17 protein-coding genes are annotated in these 17,455 nt (G+C 73.0%); 11 read left to right on the top strand and 6 right to left on the bottom strand.

The annotated features are described in order from the left end of the window. Positions 1–53 precede the first annotated feature (53 nt). On the bottom strand, positions 54–1,856 hold the full coding sequence (metG, locus tag O7604_RS05815) for a methionine--tRNA ligase (protein WP_281579062.1): 1,803 nt from the start codon (positions 1,854–1,856) through the stop codon (positions 54–56). A gap of 127 nt (positions 1,857–1,983) precedes the next feature. On the opposite strand from metG, the gene O7604_RS05820 reads away from it, so the two are divergent. Next, entirely contained in the window at positions 1,984–2,811 is an 828-nt protein-coding gene (locus O7604_RS05820) for a hypothetical protein (RefSeq protein ID WP_281579063.1), read from the top strand. 60 nt (positions 2,812–2,871) lie between these two features. Here O7604_RS05820 and rsmI read toward each other — a convergent pair whose 3' ends face one another. Further along, positions 2,872–3,720, bottom strand: a complete 849-nt coding sequence (gene rsmI, locus O7604_RS05825; RefSeq protein ID WP_269702357.1) for a 16S rRNA (cytidine(1402)-2'-O)-methyltransferase — start codon at positions 3,718–3,720, stop codon at positions 2,872–2,874. Between the two features lie 83 nt (positions 3,721–3,803). Between rsmI and O7604_RS05830 the strand changes: the two genes are divergently transcribed. From O7604_RS05830 to O7604_RS05840, 3 genes are all read left to right on the top strand, one after another. Beyond that, positions 3,804–5,474 carry a phospholipid carrier-dependent glycosyltransferase gene (locus O7604_RS05830; protein WP_269702358.1) on the top strand — a complete coding sequence of 557 codons (1,671 nt, stop codon included), beginning with the start codon at positions 3,804–3,806 and terminating at the stop codon, positions 5,472–5,474. A gap of 304 nt (positions 5,475–5,778) precedes the next feature. Next, complete coding sequence (locus O7604_RS05835; protein ID WP_269702360.1) at positions 5,779–7,065, top strand: VWA domain-containing protein; 1,287 nt, start codon at positions 5,779–5,781, stop codon at positions 7,063–7,065. A 2-nt stretch (positions 7,066–7,067) separates the two neighbouring features. Beyond that, complete coding sequence (locus tag O7604_RS05840; RefSeq protein ID WP_269702361.1) at positions 7,068–7,841, top strand: peptidase; 774 nt, start codon at positions 7,068–7,070, stop codon at positions 7,839–7,841. A gap of 67 nt (positions 7,842–7,908) precedes the next feature. Here the strand turns inward: O7604_RS05840 and O7604_RS05845 are convergent, their stop codons facing one another. Further along, complete coding sequence (locus O7604_RS05845) at positions 7,909–8,184, bottom strand: hypothetical protein (RefSeq protein ID WP_269702362.1); 276 nt, start codon at positions 8,182–8,184, stop codon at positions 7,909–7,911. A 126-nt stretch (positions 8,185–8,310) separates the two neighbouring features. Here O7604_RS05845 and O7604_RS05850 point away from each other — a divergent pair, with 126 nt between their 5' ends. The 5 genes from O7604_RS05850 to O7604_RS05870 all read left to right on the top strand — a co-directional run bounded on the left by O7604_RS05850 (position 8,311) and on the right by O7604_RS05870 (position 11,755). Further along, a complete protein-coding gene (locus O7604_RS05850) occupies positions 8,311–8,967 on the top strand; it encodes a 4'-phosphopantetheinyl transferase superfamily protein (RefSeq protein WP_281579064.1) in 657 nt (218 codons plus the stop codon). A gap of 74 nt (positions 8,968–9,041) precedes the next feature. Then, positions 9,042–10,091, top strand: a complete 1,050-nt coding sequence (locus tag O7604_RS05855) for a hypothetical protein (RefSeq protein ID WP_281579065.1) — start codon at positions 9,042–9,044, stop codon at positions 10,089–10,091. Positions 10,092–10,220: 129 nt separating this feature from the next. Further along, positions 10,221–10,937: a VOC family protein gene (locus O7604_RS05860; protein ID WP_281579066.1), complete on the top strand. Its 717-nt coding sequence runs from the start codon at positions 10,221–10,223 to the stop codon at positions 10,935–10,937. A 98-nt stretch (positions 10,938–11,035) separates the two neighbouring features. After that, a complete protein-coding gene (locus tag O7604_RS05865) occupies positions 11,036–11,227 on the top strand; it encodes a general stress protein CsbD (RefSeq protein WP_269702368.1) in 192 nt (63 codons plus the stop codon). A gap of 63 nt (positions 11,228–11,290) precedes the next feature. Beyond that, a complete protein-coding gene (locus tag O7604_RS05870; RefSeq protein ID WP_281579067.1) occupies positions 11,291–11,755 on the top strand; it encodes a hypothetical protein in 465 nt (154 codons plus the stop codon). A gap of 6 nt (positions 11,756–11,761) precedes the next feature. Here the strand turns inward: O7604_RS05870 and O7604_RS05875 are convergent, their stop codons facing one another. From O7604_RS05875 to O7604_RS05885, 3 genes are all read right to left on the bottom strand, one after another. Next, the gene (locus O7604_RS05875) at positions 11,762–12,625 is read right to left on the bottom strand and encodes an alpha/beta hydrolase (protein ID WP_281579068.1); all 864 of its coding nucleotides are present in this window, start codon (positions 12,623–12,625) and stop codon (positions 11,762–11,764) included. Positions 12,626–12,735: 110 nt separating this feature from the next. Next, positions 12,736–14,877 (bottom strand): cellulase family glycosylhydrolase, encoded by a 2,142-nt coding sequence (locus O7604_RS05880; protein WP_281579069.1) that lies wholly within the window; start codon positions 14,875–14,877, stop codon positions 12,736–12,738. A gap of 133 nt (positions 14,878–15,010) precedes the next feature. Next, the gene (locus tag O7604_RS05885; RefSeq protein WP_281579070.1) at positions 15,011–16,021 is read right to left on the bottom strand and encodes a saccharopine dehydrogenase NADP-binding domain-containing protein; all 1,011 of its coding nucleotides are present in this window, start codon (positions 16,019–16,021) and stop codon (positions 15,011–15,013) included. 94 nt (positions 16,022–16,115) lie between these two features. Between O7604_RS05885 and O7604_RS05890 the strand changes: the two genes are divergently transcribed. After that, positions 16,116–17,054, top strand: coding sequence for a helix-turn-helix domain-containing protein (locus tag O7604_RS05890; protein WP_281579071.1), 939 nt, complete (start codon positions 16,116–16,118; stop codon positions 17,052–17,054). Between the two features lie 39 nt (positions 17,055–17,093). Then, the gene (locus O7604_RS05895; protein WP_269702377.1) at positions 17,094–17,360 is read left to right on the top strand and encodes a hypothetical protein; all 267 of its coding nucleotides are present in this window, start codon (positions 17,094–17,096) and stop codon (positions 17,358–17,360) included. Positions 17,361–17,455: the final 95 nt, after the last annotated feature.

The following is a 17,455-nucleotide window of genomic DNA, read 5'->3' on the forward strand; positions in this document are numbered from 1 at the left end:
GCGGACGACCGCGGCCCCGGGGAGATCCCCGGGGCCGCGGTTCGCGCGCGTGTTCAGCCGGCCAGGCGGGCCAGCTCCTCCTCGACGATGGACGGGTCGAGCTTGCGGAACACCGGCTTCGGCGCCGCGAGCGGCCGGCCCACTTCCAGGGGTACGGACTCCCAGCGCGCGCCGACCGTGTAGTCACCGGTCAGCACCGGGTACGACGGTCCGCCGTCGAGGTCGTCGACCTCCTCGATCACCGGCATCGGGGCGTGCGTGCCGGTGCCGCCGAGCAGCTCGTGGATCTTCTGGGCGGAGTGCGGCAGGAACGGGGTGAGCAGCGTGTTGGCGTCGCTGACCACCTGGAGCGCGACGTGCAGGATGGTGCCCATCCGGGGCTTGTCGTCCTCGCCCTTGAGCTTCCAGGGCGCCTGCTCGGAGAGGTACTTGTTGGCTTCGGCGACGACCTTCATGGCTTCGCCGATGGCCTGCTTCTGCCGGTGCCGGGCGATCAGGTCGCCGACGGTGGCGAAGCCGGCCTTCGCGGTGTCCAGCAGGGCCTGGTCGGCCTCGGTGAGCCCGGCCGGGTCGACCGGCGGGATCGCGCCGAAGTTCTTCGCCGCCATCGACACCGACCGGTTGACCAGGTTGCCCCAGCCGGCGACCAGCTCGTCGTTGTTGCGGCGCAGGAACTCGGCCCAGGTGAAGTCGGTGTCGTTGCTCTCCGGGCCGGCCACCGCGATGAAGTAGCGCAGCGCGTCGGCGTCGTAGCGCTCCAGGAAGTCCCGGACGTAGATGACCACCTTGCGGGAGGACGAGAACTTCCGGCCCTCCATGGTCAGGTACTCGCTGGACACGACCTCGGTGGGCAGGTTGAGCCGGCCCAGCTCGCCCGGCTCGCCGTCGCGGGCGCCCTCGCCGGAGTAGCCGCCGAGCAGCGCCGGCCAGATCACCGAGTGGAAGACGATGTTGTCCTTGCCCATGAAGTAGTAGGAGCGGGCATCCTTCCCCTCCCCGTCGGCGGACCACCACTTGCGCCAGGCCTCCGGGGCGCCGGTGCGCCGGGCCCACTCGATGGAGGCCGACAGGTAGCCGATGACCGCGTCGAACCAGACGTAGATCCGCTTGTCCGGGCGGTCGCGCCAGTCGTCGAGCGGGATCGGCACGCCCCACTCCAGGTCGCGGGTGATGGCCCGGGGCTGGAGGTCGTCGAGCAGGTTGCGGGAGAACCGCAGTACGTTCGGGCGCCAGCCCTCGCGGTTGTCCAGCCACTGCCGCAGCGCGTCGGCCAGGGCGGGCAGGTCGAGGAAGAAGTGCTCGGTCTCGACGAACTCCGGCGTCTCCCCGTTGATCTTCGACTTGGGGTCGATCAGGTCGATCGGGTCGAGCTGGTTGCCGCAGTTGTCGCACTGGTCGCCGCGCGCGCTGTCGTAGCCGCAGATCGGGCAGGTGCCCTCGATGTAGCGGTCGGGCAGCGTCCGGCCGGTGGACGGGGAGATCGCCCCGGTGGTGACCTTCGGGACGATGTAGCCGTTGCGGTAGAGACCCGTGAACAGCTCCTGCACGACCGCGTAGTGGTTGCGCGTGGTGGTGCGGGTGAACAGGTCGTACGACAGGCCCAGCGCCCGCAGGTCCTCGGCGATCACCCGGTTGTAGCGGTCGGCCAGCTCGCGTGGGGTGACGCCCTCGGCGTCGGCCTGCACCTGGATCGGGGTGCCGTGTTCGTCGGTGCCGGACACCATGAGCACGTCGTGACCGGCCATCCGCATGTACCGGGCGAAGACGTCGGAGGGAACGCCGAATCCGGATACGTGGCCGATGTGGCGCGGGCCGTTGGCGTAGGGCCAGGCGACCGCGGCGAGAACGTGACTCATGAGCAGCAAGCCTAGTGATTGCCGTGGGTGCGCCGCGAACCAATGGGCGGCAGGCTCCGACCGTACGTCCGATTTGTCGCCGACACGCGGCGTGAGCTTCACCGCAAGCCGGGCGTATCGGTGTGAAATGAACATCGTGACCAACAGACCAGCGGCGCCGGAGCCGTCGGCGGCGACCACCCGGCGGGCGCGGCCCGCTCCGGCGGGCGCGCCCGTCGCGCCGCAGCCACGGCTCGACCCGGCGGATCCGCCGGTCGAGGTGGAGCCGACCACCGGGGCGCCGGTGGACGCGGTGCCGAGCCGGGTGCCGGTACGCCAGCCGCGCTGGCAGCGCGCGGCCGCGCCGTCCGGCGGCTGGGCGCCGATCGAGGAGGTGCACTGGGACGGCACCCCGCTGCGCGACGAGCCGCGTCCGGGTCCCGACCGGCTCCCGGCGCGGCGGGAACGCGCCCGCCCGGTCGCGCCGCCGAGCCCGCCCGCCGGCCTGGCCGTGCTACTGACGCTGAGCCTGCTCGCCGCGTTCTTCGCCTGGGTGAGCGCGGGCCCCTTCTGGCTGGCGGCCGGGCACTCGACAGGCGGCACCGTGATGATCACCGAATGCGCGGGGAGCGGGCTCACCCAGCGCTGCCGGGGCATCTTCTCGGCCGACGGCGACCGGTTCCAGGCCCACGGGGTACGGGTCAGCGGCGTACCGGCCGCTCGCACCGACACCGGCAGTTCCCTGCGGGCGCGGATGACCGGGCCGGACGGGTCGACCGCGTACGCGGACACCGGCGTCGGACGGCACCTGCGCTGGCTGCTGGGGCTGGCCCTGGTGGCCGGTTGCGCCGCCGGGATCGCCCGGTGGACCGGCGCGACCCGGCTCGCGGACGAACGGCAGCGGCGCTGGGCGGTCGGCCTGGCGCTCGCCGGACCGGCGTTGATCACCGTCGGTTTCCTGGCGGCCGCCTGGTGAGGCGGGGTGTTAAAAGGGGGCCCTTCCTCTACCGCAGGCGTTAAGAAGGGGCCCTTCCTTTCAGCTGTGCACGACGGCGTACACCTCGCGCCGCCGCAGCCCGTACGCGGTGGCGACCTCGGTGATCGCGTCGCGGCGGGACAGGCCGCCCGCCTCGCGCTCGGCCACCGCGGCGCGCAGCGTCTCGTCGTCCGGCCGGACCGCGGGCGTGGCCGGTGCGCCCGCCACGACGAGCGTGATCTCGCCCCGGGGATCCCCCTCGGCGGCCCACTCGGCCAGCTCACCCAGCGGCCGGCGGACGACCTCCTCGTAGGTCTTCGTCAGCTCGCGGCAGAGCGCGGCGGGCCGGTCCGGACCGAACGTCTCGGCCAGGTCGGCGAGCGCACCGGCGATGCGGTGCGGCGCCTCGAAGAACACGAGCGTGCGCTCCTCGGCGGCGAGCGCGCGCAGCCGGGAACGGCGGGCCCCGGGGGTACGCGGCAGGAAGCCCTCGAAGCAGAACCTGTCGCAGGGGAGCCCGGACAGCGCCAGCGCGGTGGTGACGGCGCTCGGCCCGGGCGCGGCGGTGACCGGCACACCGGCGTCCAGCGCGGCCCGCACCAGCCGGTATCCGGGGTCGGAGACGCTCGGCATGCCGCCGTCGGTGACCAGCGCGACCGTGTAGCCGGCGGCGAGCACCTCGGCCAGTTCGGGGGTACGCCGCTCCTCGTTGCCCTCGAAGTACGAGACGATCCGGCCCGGCACCGTCACGTCCAGGTCGCGGGCCAGCCGGGTGAGCCGCCGGGTGTCCTCGGCGGCGACCACGTCGGCGGCGGCCAGCACCTCGCGGAACCGGGCGGACGCGTCGGCCGGATTACCGAGCGGCGCACCGAGCAGCACGAGTCGCCCGACCTCGGACATTTCCCCCACGGCGTGTGCTCCTTCATCGAAGGTCGTACCAATTTCGGAGACGACAGACGCCACCGGGCACCCTCGCAGCCTACGATCGCCGGGTGACGAGTGCGTCGACAGCACAGAGCGCGAACCCGGACCCTTCCACCACCGACCGGGGCGACGGCGCCGGGCGCGGGCTTCCCGCCGCCGTACGGCGCCGGCTCGCCACCGTCGACGACCGCATCGGCAGAGGTCAGGCGTGGCTGGCGACCGCGGTGGTGGTGGCCGTCGCGGCGATCCTGCGCTTCGTGGGGCTCGGTTTCCCGCCCGGGAAGATCTTCGATGAGACCTACTACGCCAAGGACGCGTACGGGCTGATCGACCGCGGCTTCGAGTGGAACTACAAGGACAACGGCCCGTCGTACGTGGTGCATCCACCGCTGGGCAAGTGGATGATCGGCATCGGCGAGTGGGCCTTCGGCTACCAGGACGCCGACAGCGGCGTCTCGGTGCCGGGCCACCTGATCACCACCTCACCGGAGTTCGGCTGGCGCTTCGGCGCGGCGGTGGCCGGCACCCTGTCGGTGCTGCTGCTGGTCCGCATCGGGCGGCGGATGTTCCGCTCCACGGTGCTCGGCTGCGCGGCCGGTCTGCTGCTCGCACTCGACGGCTACCACCTGGTGCTGTCCCGCACGGCCATCCTCGACATCTTCCTGCTGCTGTTCGTGCTCGCCGCGTTCGGCGCGCTGGTGCTCGACCGGGACGCCCGGCGGCGGCGCTGGGCACGGGCGCTGGAGGCCGGGCTCGACCCGACACAGCCGGGCCGGGCCGGACGGCCGTCGTCGGGCTGGCGGGACTGGCCGTGGTGGCGGCTGGCGGCCGGTGTGCTGCTCGGCTGCGCCTGCTCGGTGAAGTGGAGCGCGGTCTACTTCGTACCGGCGTTCGCGTTGCTGGTGCTGCTCTGGGAGGTCGGTGTCCGCCGCTCGTCCGGGGTACGCCGGCCGTGGCGCGACGCCGTGCTCGACGAGCTGCCGTGGCTGCTCGCCGCCGGCGTGCTGATGCTGGTGACCTACGTGGCGACCTGGTCGGGCTGGCTGCTCGGCCAGGACGGCTACTACCGCCTGGCGGAGCGCTACCCGAACAACCCGGAGCTGAGCGACACCCCGTTCGTCGGGGCGCTGATCAACCTGTGGGAGTACCACAAGGCCGCGTACGGCTTCCACACCCAGCTCGACGACCCGCACAAGTACCAGTCCTGGCCGTGGCAGTGGCTGCTGCTCGGCCGCCCGGTGGCGTTCCACTGGTCCGGGGACGGCAGTTGCGGCGCGCCGAGCTGTGCCTCGGAGGTGCTGCTGCTGGGTACGCCGCTGCTGTGGTGGTCGTTCCTGCCGGCGATCGCCGCGACCGCCTGGCTCGGCCTGGCCCGGCGCGACTGGCGGGCGGGCGCGATCCTGCTCAGCGTCGCGGCCGGCCTGCTGCCGTGGTTCTGGTTCGCCCTCGACGGCCGGACGATGTTCTCCTTCTACGCCGCCCCGGCGGTGCCGTTCCTGGTGCTCGCGGTGGTCTACGTGCTCGGCGCGATCGCCACCCCGGCGCCGGTGACGAACCCGGCCGCGCCACCGGACCCGCAACAGGTCCACGACCGGCGGTTGGTGGGCGGGATCATCGCGGGCGCATACGTGTTGCTCGTGGCGCTCTGTTTCGCCTACTTCTACCCGATCTTCGTGGGCCGGGTGCTGCCGTACGCGGACTGGTCGGCCCGGATGTGGCTGGACGGCCGCTGGATCTGAGGCGGGGCGCCGGGCACTGCACGGCGCCGGGCACATAGAAGCGCGCCCCGATCGCCTGCCACGGGGGAAGCGGGCGATTGGGGCGCGCAAGACAGAGCTTAACCACACTCCGGCAACCGCACAACGGGTGCGGGCCGGTCAGATTTCCGACGAGTACCCCACCGGCCGAAAGGTTTACATGGTGCAGCTAACGGTGGGTGGCCGAGCGCGGCCGTGACGGCCCCGGCGGACGCCGGAAACCGGGCTTCGGCGGGCACCCCGACCCGGATGATCTTCCAAAGTGGATCTCACTACACTTCGCCCGGTGATCAACAAGAGACGATCGACGGCTGTCCTCATCGGACTGCTGGCGGCGGCCGCGCTGATCGGGCCGAGCCCCGCCGGGGCCGACGACGAGACCACCGAGCCCGTCGCCGAACCACCGAAGGTCGAGCTGGTCCTCGACGTCAGCGGATCGATGCGGGCCCGCGACATCGACGGGCGCAGCCGGATCTCCGTCGCGCAGCAGGCGTTCAACGAGGTGGTCGACGCCCTGCCGGACGAGACACAGCTCGGCATCCGGGTGCTCGGCGCCACCTACCGGGGCAAGGACAAGAAGCAGGGCTGCCTGGACACCCAGCAGATCGTGCCGGTCGGCCCGGTGGACCGCACCCAGGCCAAGGCCGCCGTCGCCGGGCTGCGCCCGACCGGCTTCACCCCGGTCGGGCTGGCGCTGCGCTCCGCCGCGCAGGATCTCGGCACCGGCAGCACCACCCGGCGGATCGTGCTGATCACCGATGGTGAGGACACCTGCGCCCCGCCCGACCCGTGCGAGGTGGCTCGCGAGCTGGCCGCCCAGGGCACCCGCCTGGTGGTCGACACGCTCGGCTTGGCGCCGGACGAGAAGGTACGCAAGCAGCTGCTCTGCATCGCCGGCGCGACCGGAGGCACCTACACCGCCGCGCAGAGCGCCGACGAGCTGACCGGCCGGATCAAGCAGCTGGTCGACCGCGCCCGGGACACGTACACCGCCACCCCGGCGGTGGTCGGCGGCGGCGCGGCGTGCGAGGGCGCCCCGCTGCTCGCCCCCGGCGTCTACAGCGACCGGGAGGCGTTTTCCGAGCACCGCTGGTACCGGGTGCCGGTGCGTGCCGGGCAGGAGCTGCGCGCCTCGGTCAGCGTCGCGCTGGACCGGCCGGTCAACCCGGACTACGGCGTGCTGCTGCGCGCCACCGCGCCGGACGGGCGGGAACTCGTCCGGGGCGTCGACGCCGGCAGCGGGCGTACCGACGTGGTCTCCGCCGGGCTGCGCTGGTCGGCCGCCGACGAGGACGAGGACGGCCCGAGCCCCGAGCCGAGCGCCGGCGCGGAGCAGACGACCGTCTGCCTGGTGGTCAGCAACTCGTTCGCGGCCAAGCCCGGCACCCGGGCCCGGCCCGGCATGCCGGTCGAGCTGACGGTGGACGTGGTTCCCGCCTCCCCCGCGCCGGACGGGCCGGACCTCGGCCGCGGCTGGGTGCTGCTGCTTCTGCTCACGCTGGCCGGACTGCTCACCGGGCTGGTCGCCGGGCTGCTCACCCGCTGGTGGGTGCACACGTGGAGGGTGAACTGAGCATGCGTACGCTGATCCGCGCCGCGGCGGCCACGACCGTCGCGGGACTCGCCCTCACCCCGGCGGCGGCCCTGGCCGCGCCCACCCCGTCGCCGGGCGCGACCCCGGTGACCAAGGCCGGCACCTCGTTCCTCACCGCCACGACCGTCACCGCCGGCCAGCCGGTGCAGGTGGGCGCGTCGACGGGTGACCACCTGTACTGGTCGTTCCGCGCCGACGCCGGGCAGGTGCACGAGATCACCGCCACCGTCACCTTCCCGAAGGCACGCGGCGGCGCGTCCACCTGGACCGTCGACGTCTTCGACGGGTTGCGCCGCCGGCAGGCGTGCACGGCGGGCGCGCAGACCCCCACCGCGGACGCCACCGCGACGAGCGTCGCGCTCGGCTGCACGCTGCGCCGGGTACGGCCGTGGGCCGAGCCCTGGTCGGGTGACCCGCTGCCCGGCACCTACTACGTCCGGCTCTCCGTCACCGACCTGCCCGAGCCCGACCTGGGTCAGCCGATCGAGGTGGAGATGCTCGTCGGCGCGACCGACGAGGGCGGAGCGTCCGGCGACGACGGCGAACTGGCCGCGCCGCTGGTGCCGAACACCAGGGCCGGCACCGTGCTCGGCGCGGAGCCGACGCCCGAGCCGGTGGCCGACGAGGAGATCGACCTGACCGGATGGCTCCCCGAGGCCGGATCGCGCTGGGTGTGGACAAGCGTGGGCGGCGTGCTCGCCGCCGTGGCCGGCGTGGTCGGCTTCGCGCTCACCCGGCGGCCCCGCCGCCCCTGAGAACCGCCGCCCCTGAGACCGCAGCCGGTGGCCGCCGCGAACCCGACGCGGCGGCCACCGGACGCGCTCACGCCTCGGCGATACGCGGACCGCGCGGCACCCAGCCGATGAACCGGTCCTGGAGCGCGGTGACCGGCACGGAGCGCAGATCCTGCGTCGCCGCGGCGAGGCAGGATCCGAGATAGACGCTCAACGACGCCCGGTCCACCTGGTACTCGCGCAGCAGGTGATGACGTTTCGTGGCACAGGGCCAGTCGTCACCGCACGAGCCGCAGGTCCAGTCCGGGGTCACCGGCACGTGCTCGCCGTCGGTACTCCCCGAAACCTCCGCGCCAGGCGTCATCGGCCGCTCCTTCCGAGTCAGGAATGGTGGTGATGGACCGGTTGCCTCCCCGCAACGTTCCTTCAGCGCCGCGGCACGCCCCACCGTTACGGTACGTTCACCGCGTGTCCCCGTCATCCACCTCTCGTGCGTGATCTGCTTCCGGCCGTGGTCGCCGTGGCGGTGGCCGGGCCGGCCGACTGGGCCGGTGACCTGCTCCCGGCCGAGCTGGCGGCCCTCGGCGAGCGCGCGGTGTCCGGCCGTCGCCGCGACTTCACCGCCGGGCGGGTCTGCGCCCGCCGGGCACTCGCCGCGCTCGGCCTGCCCGCCACGCCGGTACCCGCCGGCGCCGACCGGGCCCCGATCTGGCCGCGCGGCGTGGTCGGCGCGATCACCCACACCCGCGACTACTGCGCCGCGGCCGCCGCCCGGGCCGCCGACGTGCGCGCCGTCGGCATCGACGCCGAGCGCCACCGGCCGCTCTCCCCAGGGGTACGACGAAAGGTGTGCCGCCCCGACGAGGAGGCGGACCTGGCCCGGCTGCCGTCCGGCACGCCCTGGCCGACGGTGCTGTTCAGCGCGAAGGAGACCGTCTACAAGGTCTGGCACCCGCTCGTCGGAACGTGGCTGGGCTTCGCCGACGCGCGCGTCACGCTTGACCCGGAGGCGGGCACGTTCCACGCCGAGATCGCACCGGCCCGGCTCGCCGCCGCGCCGGTGCCGGATCCGCCGTCAGCGGTGACGGGGCGGTTCGCCGTGGACGACGACCTGGTCCGCACCGCTGCCGTCCTGCCACACCGATGAGGCACCACCGGCCGGTTGCCCCCTGCCGGTACCGTCGTTGCGACTGAAAATCCAAAGGCGCCCCTAGGAGTACGGTGAGCCACCCTCAGCCTCCATCCGGGTCACCGGACCCGAACCAGCAGCCGCCGGAACCGCCGACGCAGGCGTTCCCCACCACACCGATGCCGCCGGCGCCGGACAGCCCGTACGCGCCACCGCCCGTCTCCGGTCCGCCGCAGCCGCCGGTGTCCGGGGCGCCCTATCCGCCGCCGGGCAGCGAGTACCAGCCCCCGGGCGGTACGTACCCGCCGCCGGGGTCCGAGTACCAGCCCCCGGGTGGCGCGTACCCGCCGCCGGGTTCCGAGTACCAGCCCCCGGGCGGGACGTACCCGCAGGCGGGGTCCGGATACCCGCAGGCGGGTGGGGCGTACCAGCCGCCGGGCGCCTATCCGCCTCCGGGCGGTTACCCGCCGCCGGGTGGTGGCGCGTACCCGCCGCCGCCGGGAGCGCCGTTCGGGCCGCCGGCGAAGAAGTCGAACAAGAACGTCTGGATCACGATCGGCGTCGTCGCCGTGATCCTGCTGCTGCTGTGCTGCGGTGGCGGCATCTTCGCCATCTACAGCGGCGCGCAGAAGACGCAGGATGCGATCGACTCGCTGCCCACCCCGGGCGTCACCGAGGGCCAGCCGACCACTGCCGCCCCGACGGGTGCGCCCGCCACCACGTCGCCGGGCAACTCCGACGGCAAGACGTTCAACCTGCCGGCCGGCGAGAAACTGTCCGTCAACGACGACCGGGGCACCATCGAGATCACCGTCGGCAACTTCCGGACCCGGAACGCCGCCTGCAGTGAGGTCATGCCCGGGCCGAAGAACGGCATGTTCCTGATCGCCGACGTGACCGCCGAGATCGTCGAGGGCACCGGCTCGATCAACCCGTTCTACTTCACCTGGGTCGCCGCGGACGGCACCGAGGAGAGCGGCATCGGCGGCGCCTTCTCCGGCTGCGGCAAGCTCATGACCTCGGGCACCAACCTGCCCGCGGGTTCCAAGCGCAGCGGGCAGCTCATCTTCGACGTGAAGGACCAGAACGGCGTCGTCGAGTACCGGCACCTCTTCCGTCCCGCCGGTTCCTGGAAGCCCTGACCCACACGTGACCCCGCACGGGGGGCCGGTCCGCAGCGGACCGGCCCCCCGTGTCCGTTCGGACGGCGCCGACAGCCGTTCGGACATTTCCATGGGCGCATCACGGCTCTCGTTCGCCAGGCTCGGAGCATGGCGAACGAGACGACAATTCCCCTGCTGCCCTGCCGCTCTGTGGACGACGTGGCGCCCTTCTACCAGGCCCTCGGCTTCGAGGTCACGTACCGGCAGGAGCGCCCGAACCCGTACGTGACGCTGCGGCGGGAGGACCTGCACCTGCACTTCTTCGGGGTGCCACAGTTCGATCCCGCCGACTCGTACGGCTCCTGCCTGGTCCTGGTGGACGATCTGGTCGACATCCACAGTGCCTTCGCCGACGGCATGCGTGCCACGTACGGCAAGGTGCTCGTCTCCGGCGTACCCCGGATGACCCGGCCCCGGCCCCGCCGCAACCAGGAGGGCCACTTCGGGTTCAGCATCGTCGACCCCGGCGGCAACTGGATCCGGTTCGTCGGCCGGGCCACCCCGCCGGAGACCGACGACAGGGGCGGTCTGGCCCGTACGCTGCACAACGCGGTGGTGCAGGGCGACTCGCGCGGCAATCCGGCGCAGGCCGCGCGGATCCTCGACGGCGCGCTGGGCCGCCCGGAGGCCGACGACGACCCGGCCGTCCGGGTGGAGGCGCTGGTCTACCGGGCGGAGCTGGCACTGCAACTCGACGAGCCGGAGTCCGCGCGGGAGCTGGTGCGGCAGGCCCGTTCGATCCCGCTGGACGACGGCGCGCGCGACGCGCTGGCCGACACCCTGCGGCACGCCGAGGACCTGATCGCCGGCCTGCCACCCGCATGACGTCAGCCGGGCCGGTGGCGGCGGTTTGCCGTCCGGGTCAGCGGGGACGCGAGGCGGCAGGCGGCGAGCGCCGCCACGCGACGATCCGGGGAGGCGGCATGAGCGTCGAGCGCGCGAGGAACGACCTGGAAGACCTGGCCGGTCCGGCCCGGGCCCGGCTCGGTGACCTGAACCAGGACGAACACGCCGAAGCGGACCGGGTACGCGAACAGGACGAGATCCGGGGCAAGCGCCCCGGCGAGCACATCCAGGCGGACGCCCGCGACGCCGACGACAACTTCTCCACCTGACCCGGTGCCGCCAGCGATCTGGCGTGGAGGAGCGGTGTCGGGGGTGGTTCCTATCCTGGGGCGATGGTTCTCACCGACGTCACCGGGGCCTGGGCCGGCACCAACGGGTTCCGGCTGATGCCCGCCGATCCGCTCGCCGAGTCGCCGGCCGCGCTCACCGTCGCCACCGCCGCCGGCGGTCACCTGACCACCGTGTCGTACTCGTGGGCCCATCCGGACGACGGCCCGCAGGACGGTCTGCTGGTGATCGCCGCCGGCGACCGGCCGGGCTCGCTCGTCGCCTGGTGGGGCGACTCGTGGCACCAGCAGCCGACGCCGATGACGCTCACCGGCACGGCGGGCGGCGCGGCGGCGGTCCAGCTGAGCGCCGGCTACGGCGACGGCTGGGAGTGGCGGGTCGTCCTCGACACCGCCGACCCGGCCCTGCTGCGGCTACGGATGGAGAACGTCGTCCCCGCGGACCAGGCCGGGCCCGGCACACCGGCCGGGCCCTACCCCGCGATGCTCACCGAGGTGCGCCGGGCCTGAACTCGATCAGGCGTCGAGGATCTCCCGCAGCCGGCGCGCGAACGCCTCCGGCTGCCCGGCGTAGCCCATCCCCTCGCCGAGGAACCCGCCGTGGTGGCTGGGGAAGACCGCGGCCTTCCCGCCGAGCAGCTCGGCCGTGGCCACCGACGTGCGTCCGGTGAGGGTGTCCGCCGATTCCTCGCCCACCGCGACGACGACCCGGGTACGCGCCGCGCGCAGCGCGTCCACGTCCGGCCGGAAACGGGTGACCGCCGCCGCACGGTCGGAGAGCAGCGGGTCGTCCCGGCTGCCGTCGTCCTCGGTCGGCATGCCGAACGCGGCCGGGTCGGGCAGCGGCTGGGCGAAGTACTCGTCGGTGAACTCGCCCCGCCACGACGTCATGGCCACGAACGCCGCCATGCCCGCGCCCCAGCCGCTCTTCTGGTACGCCTCCTGGCAGACGGCCGTGGCTCGGCGGGCAGCCTCGGCGTCGGGCAGCACCTGGATCAGCGGTGGCTCGTGCGCCACGAGCGTGGCCAGCGCGTCCGGGTACGCGGCCACCAGGGCGAGCGCCGTGACCGCGCCGCCGCTGCTGGCGAACATGTCCACCGGTCCCGCGCCGAGGGCCTCGATGATGTCGCGTACGTCCCGGGCCTGGACCTCGGGCACGTCGTCGCCGCGGCCGTCCTTGCGGACGCTGCGCCCGAGCCCGCGCGGGTCGTACGTGACGACGGTGCGGTCCGGGAAGTACGACGCGAGCGTGGTGAAGCCGTCGGCGCACATGGGCTGGCCGATCATGAACAGGGGACGGTGCCCGGTCTCGGCCGCCGTGGGGGCGTGGACGTCGTAGACGAGGTCGACCTCGGGCGTCTGCAGAGTGAGCGTCTTCATGCCTGTGTCGACCGGCGCCGGCCGGAAAACTCATCGGTCCTGCGGAAACGTGTGCCGGGCGCGGCTCGCGGCGGTGTCGACGCCCACCGCCGCGAGCCGTGCCGTTGCCGTCAGCTCACCGTGCCGGTGACGGTGCTGCCGGACCTGGTGACGTAGTAGGTCAGCTTCGTGCCGCTCCAGAAGTGGAACGTCAGGGTGACCCGCTGCCCGTCGTTGACCTCGGCGAAGAACTCCGGCTTCAGCGCGATCGTGTTGCCGGTGTAGTTCGGCGCGAACGTCACGTCGAACTCCTTGTACGAGGTCCAGTTGTGCGGTCCGGCGTTGCTGCCGTCGGCGTACTTCGCCTCCATCGTGGCGAGCTGGTCGCCGCGGAACTGCGCCGGGAGCGTGAACGCGGCGGTGGTGCCGGTCGCGTTCGACAGCACCGGCGGGTCGTACGTGATGATGCTGATCCGCCACGGCACACCGGCGGAGAAGCGGGCCTGGAGGTTGGCGTTCACCCCGTACGCGCGGGAGCCGACCAGCCGGGTCAGCGCCGACGCGGTGAGCGTGAGGGTGCTGCCGGAGACCGTGTAGTCGGTGCCGTTGACCAGGTCGGTGGTGCCCTGCCGCAACCCTTGGAACGTGGTGCCGTTCAGGTTGAGCGTCAGGCTCTTGGCGGTGATCGAGCCGGTACGCGGCACGTACACCTGGTCGCTGGACGCGGTGCCGGAGCGGGTGGTCCAGCTCGACTTGATCTGCGCGAACAGCTCCGGGTCCTTCCAGACGAAGGACGTCCGGTCGAAGTGCTGGCCGTTGTCCCAGAGCTGGGTGGTCAGTTTGCGGCTGCGCGCGTAGTGGCCGAGGAACTCGAAGAACTTCAGCTTCTCGCCCTGCTCGATGGTGCCGGTGTGCCGGTCGAAGCCGAGCAGCCCGTACTCGCCGATGATCACCGGGATGTTGCGGGTGACGAAGGCGTTGTAGACGCGGTCGAACTGGTCGGTCAGGTCCTGCTGGACCGTGGCGTCGAACCGGGTGCCCCCGGCGACGTTCACGCTGAACGGCCAGTACCCGTAGAAGTGCACGGTGGCGATCAGGTTCGGGTCGTTCAGCGTGTTGAACGTGCTGACCAGCTCGTCCACCCGGGCCTGCTCGGCGGAGGTGTGCAGGGTCGGCAGCACCAGCAGCCGGGTGGCGTTGTTCCCGCCGGACTGGCGGACGATGCGGTGGAACGAGGTGTTCAGCTCGTTGAGCAGCGTGGCGTTCTGCGCGTCGCCGGAGCTGCCGGTGAACTGCGGCTCGTTGACGCTCTCGAAGGTCAGCTTCGGCGAGGAGTCCTTGAACGCGGCGGCGATCTGGGTCCAGAGCGCGTTGTAGCGGTTCAGCACGCCTGTCCGGTCGGTGGGCATCGTGTTGATCCACTGCCACGAGTCGTGGTGGATGTTGAGCACCACGTAGAAGCCGTCGGCGAGCGCCCAGCCGACCACCTCGCGTACCCGGCTGAGCCAGGCCGCGTCGATCGTGTAGTTCGGCGCGGCGCCGTGGTGGTTGCTCCAGGTCACCGGGATGCGGATGCTGTTGAAGCCCTGCGCCCGGACGTTGTCGAGCAACGCCTCGGTGACACGCGGGTTGCCCCACGCGGTCTCGTCCGCGCCGACCGCGTCGAAGGAGTTGCCGAGGTTCCAGCCGGGCTGCATGGCGGCGACAGCGGCCATGGCGTTGCCGGCCGGCGGCGGCGTGGTGGGCGGCGGCGTGGTGGGCGGCGGGGTGGTCGTGGGCGGTGGCGTGGTGGGCGGCGGGGTGGTCGTGGGCGGTGGCGTGGTGGTCGGCGGCGGGGTGGTCCCGCCGACACCGCCGGTGCAGGCGACCCCGTTCAGCGAGAACGCGGTGGGCGCGGTGTTGGTGCCGGCCCAGGAGCCGTTGAAGCCGAACGAGACGCTGCCGTTCGTGGCGATGGCGCCGTTGTAGCCGACGTTCGTGGCGGTGACGTCGGCGCCGGAGGAGGTGACGTCGGCGCTCCACGCCTGGGTGACCCGCTGGCCGGACGGGAACGTCCAGCGCAGGGTCCAGCCGTTTATCGGGTCACCGAGGTTGGTCACGTCGACGTTCGCGGTGAAACCGCCGGGCCACTGGCTGGCGGTCGTGTAGTTGACGCGGCAGCCGGCCGCCGCCTGGGCGTTCGTCGCCATCACGGCGGTGCCGGTCACGAGCGTGGCGGCGGTCGCCGCGACCAGGCCGACCCGCAATCGGGCGGTACGGGGAGAGCGGAACATGGTGGTTCCTTCGTGGTGGGTGGGGGCGCGTGGACGGGGAAGGCGGGGCGCGCACCCGCCCAGCGCGAGAGTAAGTTTGGAATCTAAACATTGTCAATCGGCAGACGTGGATGCGGCAACCCGTCGGGGCCCGTCAGGCGGCCGGCGGCGTCTCGACGGTGAGGTGCGCCGACAGCGCGCGCAGGAAGTCCGGCGCGTCGAAGATCCGCCCGGCCGAGGCGACACCGGTCGCCCGCGTCCGCCCGGTCAGGATCCGGTGGACCGCCTCGACCGCCAGCGGCGCGCTGATCGCGTAGATGTCCTGCCCGTGCGCCACCACCCGCCGACGGACGTCACCCGACCGCACCACCACGTCGACGGTGAACGTCTGCGCCGACCGGCCGCGCTCGTCCACAGCGGCCGGAGCGTCCCCGGCGGCCAGATCCCCCGCCGCGTTCGCGGTCATGTAGGTGCACACCTCCGGGATGTCCAGGTGGCTCGGCACCGTCACCACGTCGGCCATGGTGAACTCCCCGAGCACCGGCCGCACGCCCAGCGGCGCCGGGAACTCCCAGTCCCGCCGGGGCAGGTCGCCGTCGGCGTACACCAGGCGCCCGCCGGTGAAGCGGACCCGCCGGCCGTCGCGGCGCTCGCGCGAGACGACGCCGGAGGCGACCGTCCCGGCCGTCGGGTGCCAGCTGCTCAGCCCGTACGCGACGTGCGCCTCGTCGGCCGCCGTCCAGTCCCCCGTCGCGGCGGTGACCAGCAGGTCCCCGAGCCCGCCGAAGAACGCCATGGCGGGCACCACAGCGACTCCGGCGGCCTCGGCGCGCTCGGCGTAATCGGCGAACGTGTCCCGGTTCGCCTCGATCTCGGCCGCCACGTCGACGTAGGGGATCCCGGCCCGCATCGCGGCCTCGATCAGCGGCCCGGCGGTCGAGGCGAACGGTCCGGCGCAGTTGACCACCGCCGTCACCCCGGCCAGCGCCTTGTCCAGCGTGGCCGGGTCGTCGACCGACGCCACCCGCTGCTCCGTCCCCGGAAACGCCGCCGCCAGCTTCCCGGTGTCACGCCCCACCGGCAGCGGCTCGTACCCCCGCTCCCGCAGCTCCGCCACCACGAACCGTCCGGTGTGCCCGTACGCCCCGAACACCGCCACCTGCATGACACTCCCCCTCGAAGATCGACTGGAATGATCCTCGCCGGGATCCGAGGGCCGGGCCAGTGTCGCAAACGCCAATGCCCGTACAGTTTCGGACATGACCCTGATCGCGCTCGCCGCCACCGACGGGATGCTGCACTTCGAGCTGGCAGCGGCCTGCGAGATCTTCGTCCGCGACCCGACCGGCCTCGCCGACCCCTGGTACGACCTGGTGGTCTGCGCTCCCGGCCCGGTCGGCGTCGGCCGGTTCGCGGTCACGCCCGACCACGGGCTGGACCACCTCGCCCGCGCCCACACGGTGATCGTCCCGGCGATCGAGGAGACCGACGCCGAGCCGCCGTCCGACCTGGTCGAGGCGGTCCGCGCCGCGCACGGGGCGGGCGCCCGGATGGTCTCGTTCTGCACCGGCGCGTTCGTGCTCGCCGCCGCCGGCGTCCTCGACGGGCTGCGCGCCACCACCCACTGGGCGCACACCGACGCGCTCGCCGCCCGCTACCCGCGCGTGCAGGTCGACCCGGACGTGCTCTACGTGGACAACGGCGACGTGCTCGCCTCCGCCGGGAAGGCCGCCGCGATCGACCTGTGCCTGCACCTCATCCGCCGCGACCACGGCTCGACTGTCGCCAACGCCGTCGCCCGCCGCCTGGTGGTGCCGCCGCACCGCGCCGGCGGTCAGGCCCAGTACGTCACCACCCCGGTCCCGGCCCGCGAGGACCACCCGCTCGCCGCGCTGCTCCCCTGGGCGATGGCGCGGCTGGACCGCCCGCTCACCGTCGCGGACCTGGCCCGCCGGGCGAGCATGAGCACCCGCAACCTGGTCCGGCACTTCACCGCCGCGACCGGCGCCACGCCGTCGCAGTGGCTGGCCACGCAGCGCATCCGGCGGGCGCAGGAACTGCTGGAGAACACCGACGACAGCATCGACGCCGTCGCGGAGGCATCAGGCATGGGTACGGCGACGACACTGCGCCGGCACTTCCAGCGCACAGTGGGCGTGCCGCCGGACACCTACCGCCGGACCTTCCGCCGCGGCTGACCGGGTTGCCGCGGTGTCCCGCCGGGTAGCAGAGGCGTCATGGATCGACGTACCCGATCGATGCAGAACCGGTGGAACACCTACCCGGAGGCCACCAGCGGGCAGCGGACCACAGCGATCGTCCTGGCCCTGGCCCTGTCGGTGCCGACAACCTTCCTCTGCGTGTGGCTGGCGATGTCGCTGCTGAGCGGCACCCACTGGCTGCTCCAGACGCTCGCCTTCGCCGTCGTCGGTCTCGTCATCGGCGGCGGCGCCCTCGTCCTGCTGTCGAAGCTCGCCGGGCGCGGCGGGCGCCGGGCGGCCTGAACGAATCTGCCGTCTGCCTGCCCTACGGGGCCCGGGCGTTCCGGCCCGAGGGCTATGGTCGGTTCGTGCCGCCCGACGGGACGGTCGCCTGACAC

The sequence above is a fragment of the Micromonospora sp. WMMA1947 genome (assembly GCF_027497355.1).
Lineage (GTDB): Bacteria > Actinomycetota > Actinomycetes > Mycobacteriales > Micromonosporaceae > Micromonospora.

Coding starts and splice junctions, on each gene's coding strand:
- metG (WP_281579062.1), bottom strand. CDS start 1,856: ATGAGTCACGTTCTCGCCGCGGTCGCCTGGCCCTACGCCAACGGCCCG.
- O7604_RS05820 (WP_281579063.1), top strand. CDS start 1,984: ATGAACATCGTGACCAACAGACCAGCGGCGCCGGAGCCGTCGGCGGCG.
- O7604_RS05840 (WP_269702361.1), top strand. CDS start 7,068: ATGCGTACGCTGATCCGCGCCGCGGCGGCCACGACCGTCGCGGGACTC.
- O7604_RS05845 (WP_269702362.1), bottom strand. CDS start 8,184: ATGACGCCTGGCGCGGAGGTTTCGGGGAGTACCGACGGCGAGCACGTG.
- O7604_RS05860 (WP_281579066.1), top strand. CDS start 10,221: ATGGCGAACGAGACGACAATTCCCCTGCTGCCCTGCCGCTCTGTGGAC.
- O7604_RS05865 (WP_269702368.1), top strand. CDS start 11,036: ATGAGCGTCGAGCGCGCGAGGAACGACCTGGAAGACCTGGCCGGTCCG.
- O7604_RS05870 (WP_281579067.1), top strand. CDS start 11,291: ATGGTTCTCACCGACGTCACCGGGGCCTGGGCCGGCACCAACGGGTTC.
- O7604_RS05875 (WP_281579068.1), bottom strand. CDS start 12,625: ATGAAGACGCTCACTCTGCAGACGCCCGAGGTCGACCTCGTCTACGAC.
- O7604_RS05880 (WP_281579069.1), bottom strand. CDS start 14,877: ATGTTCCGCTCTCCCCGTACCGCCCGATTGCGGGTCGGCCTGGTCGCG.
- O7604_RS05885 (WP_281579070.1), bottom strand. CDS start 16,021: ATGCAGGTGGCGGTGTTCGGGGCGTACGGGCACACCGGACGGTTCGTG.
- O7604_RS05890 (WP_281579071.1), top strand. CDS start 16,116: ATGACCCTGATCGCGCTCGCCGCCACCGACGGGATGCTGCACTTCGAG.
- O7604_RS05895 (WP_269702377.1), top strand. CDS start 17,094: ATGGATCGACGTACCCGATCGATGCAGAACCGGTGGAACACCTACCCG.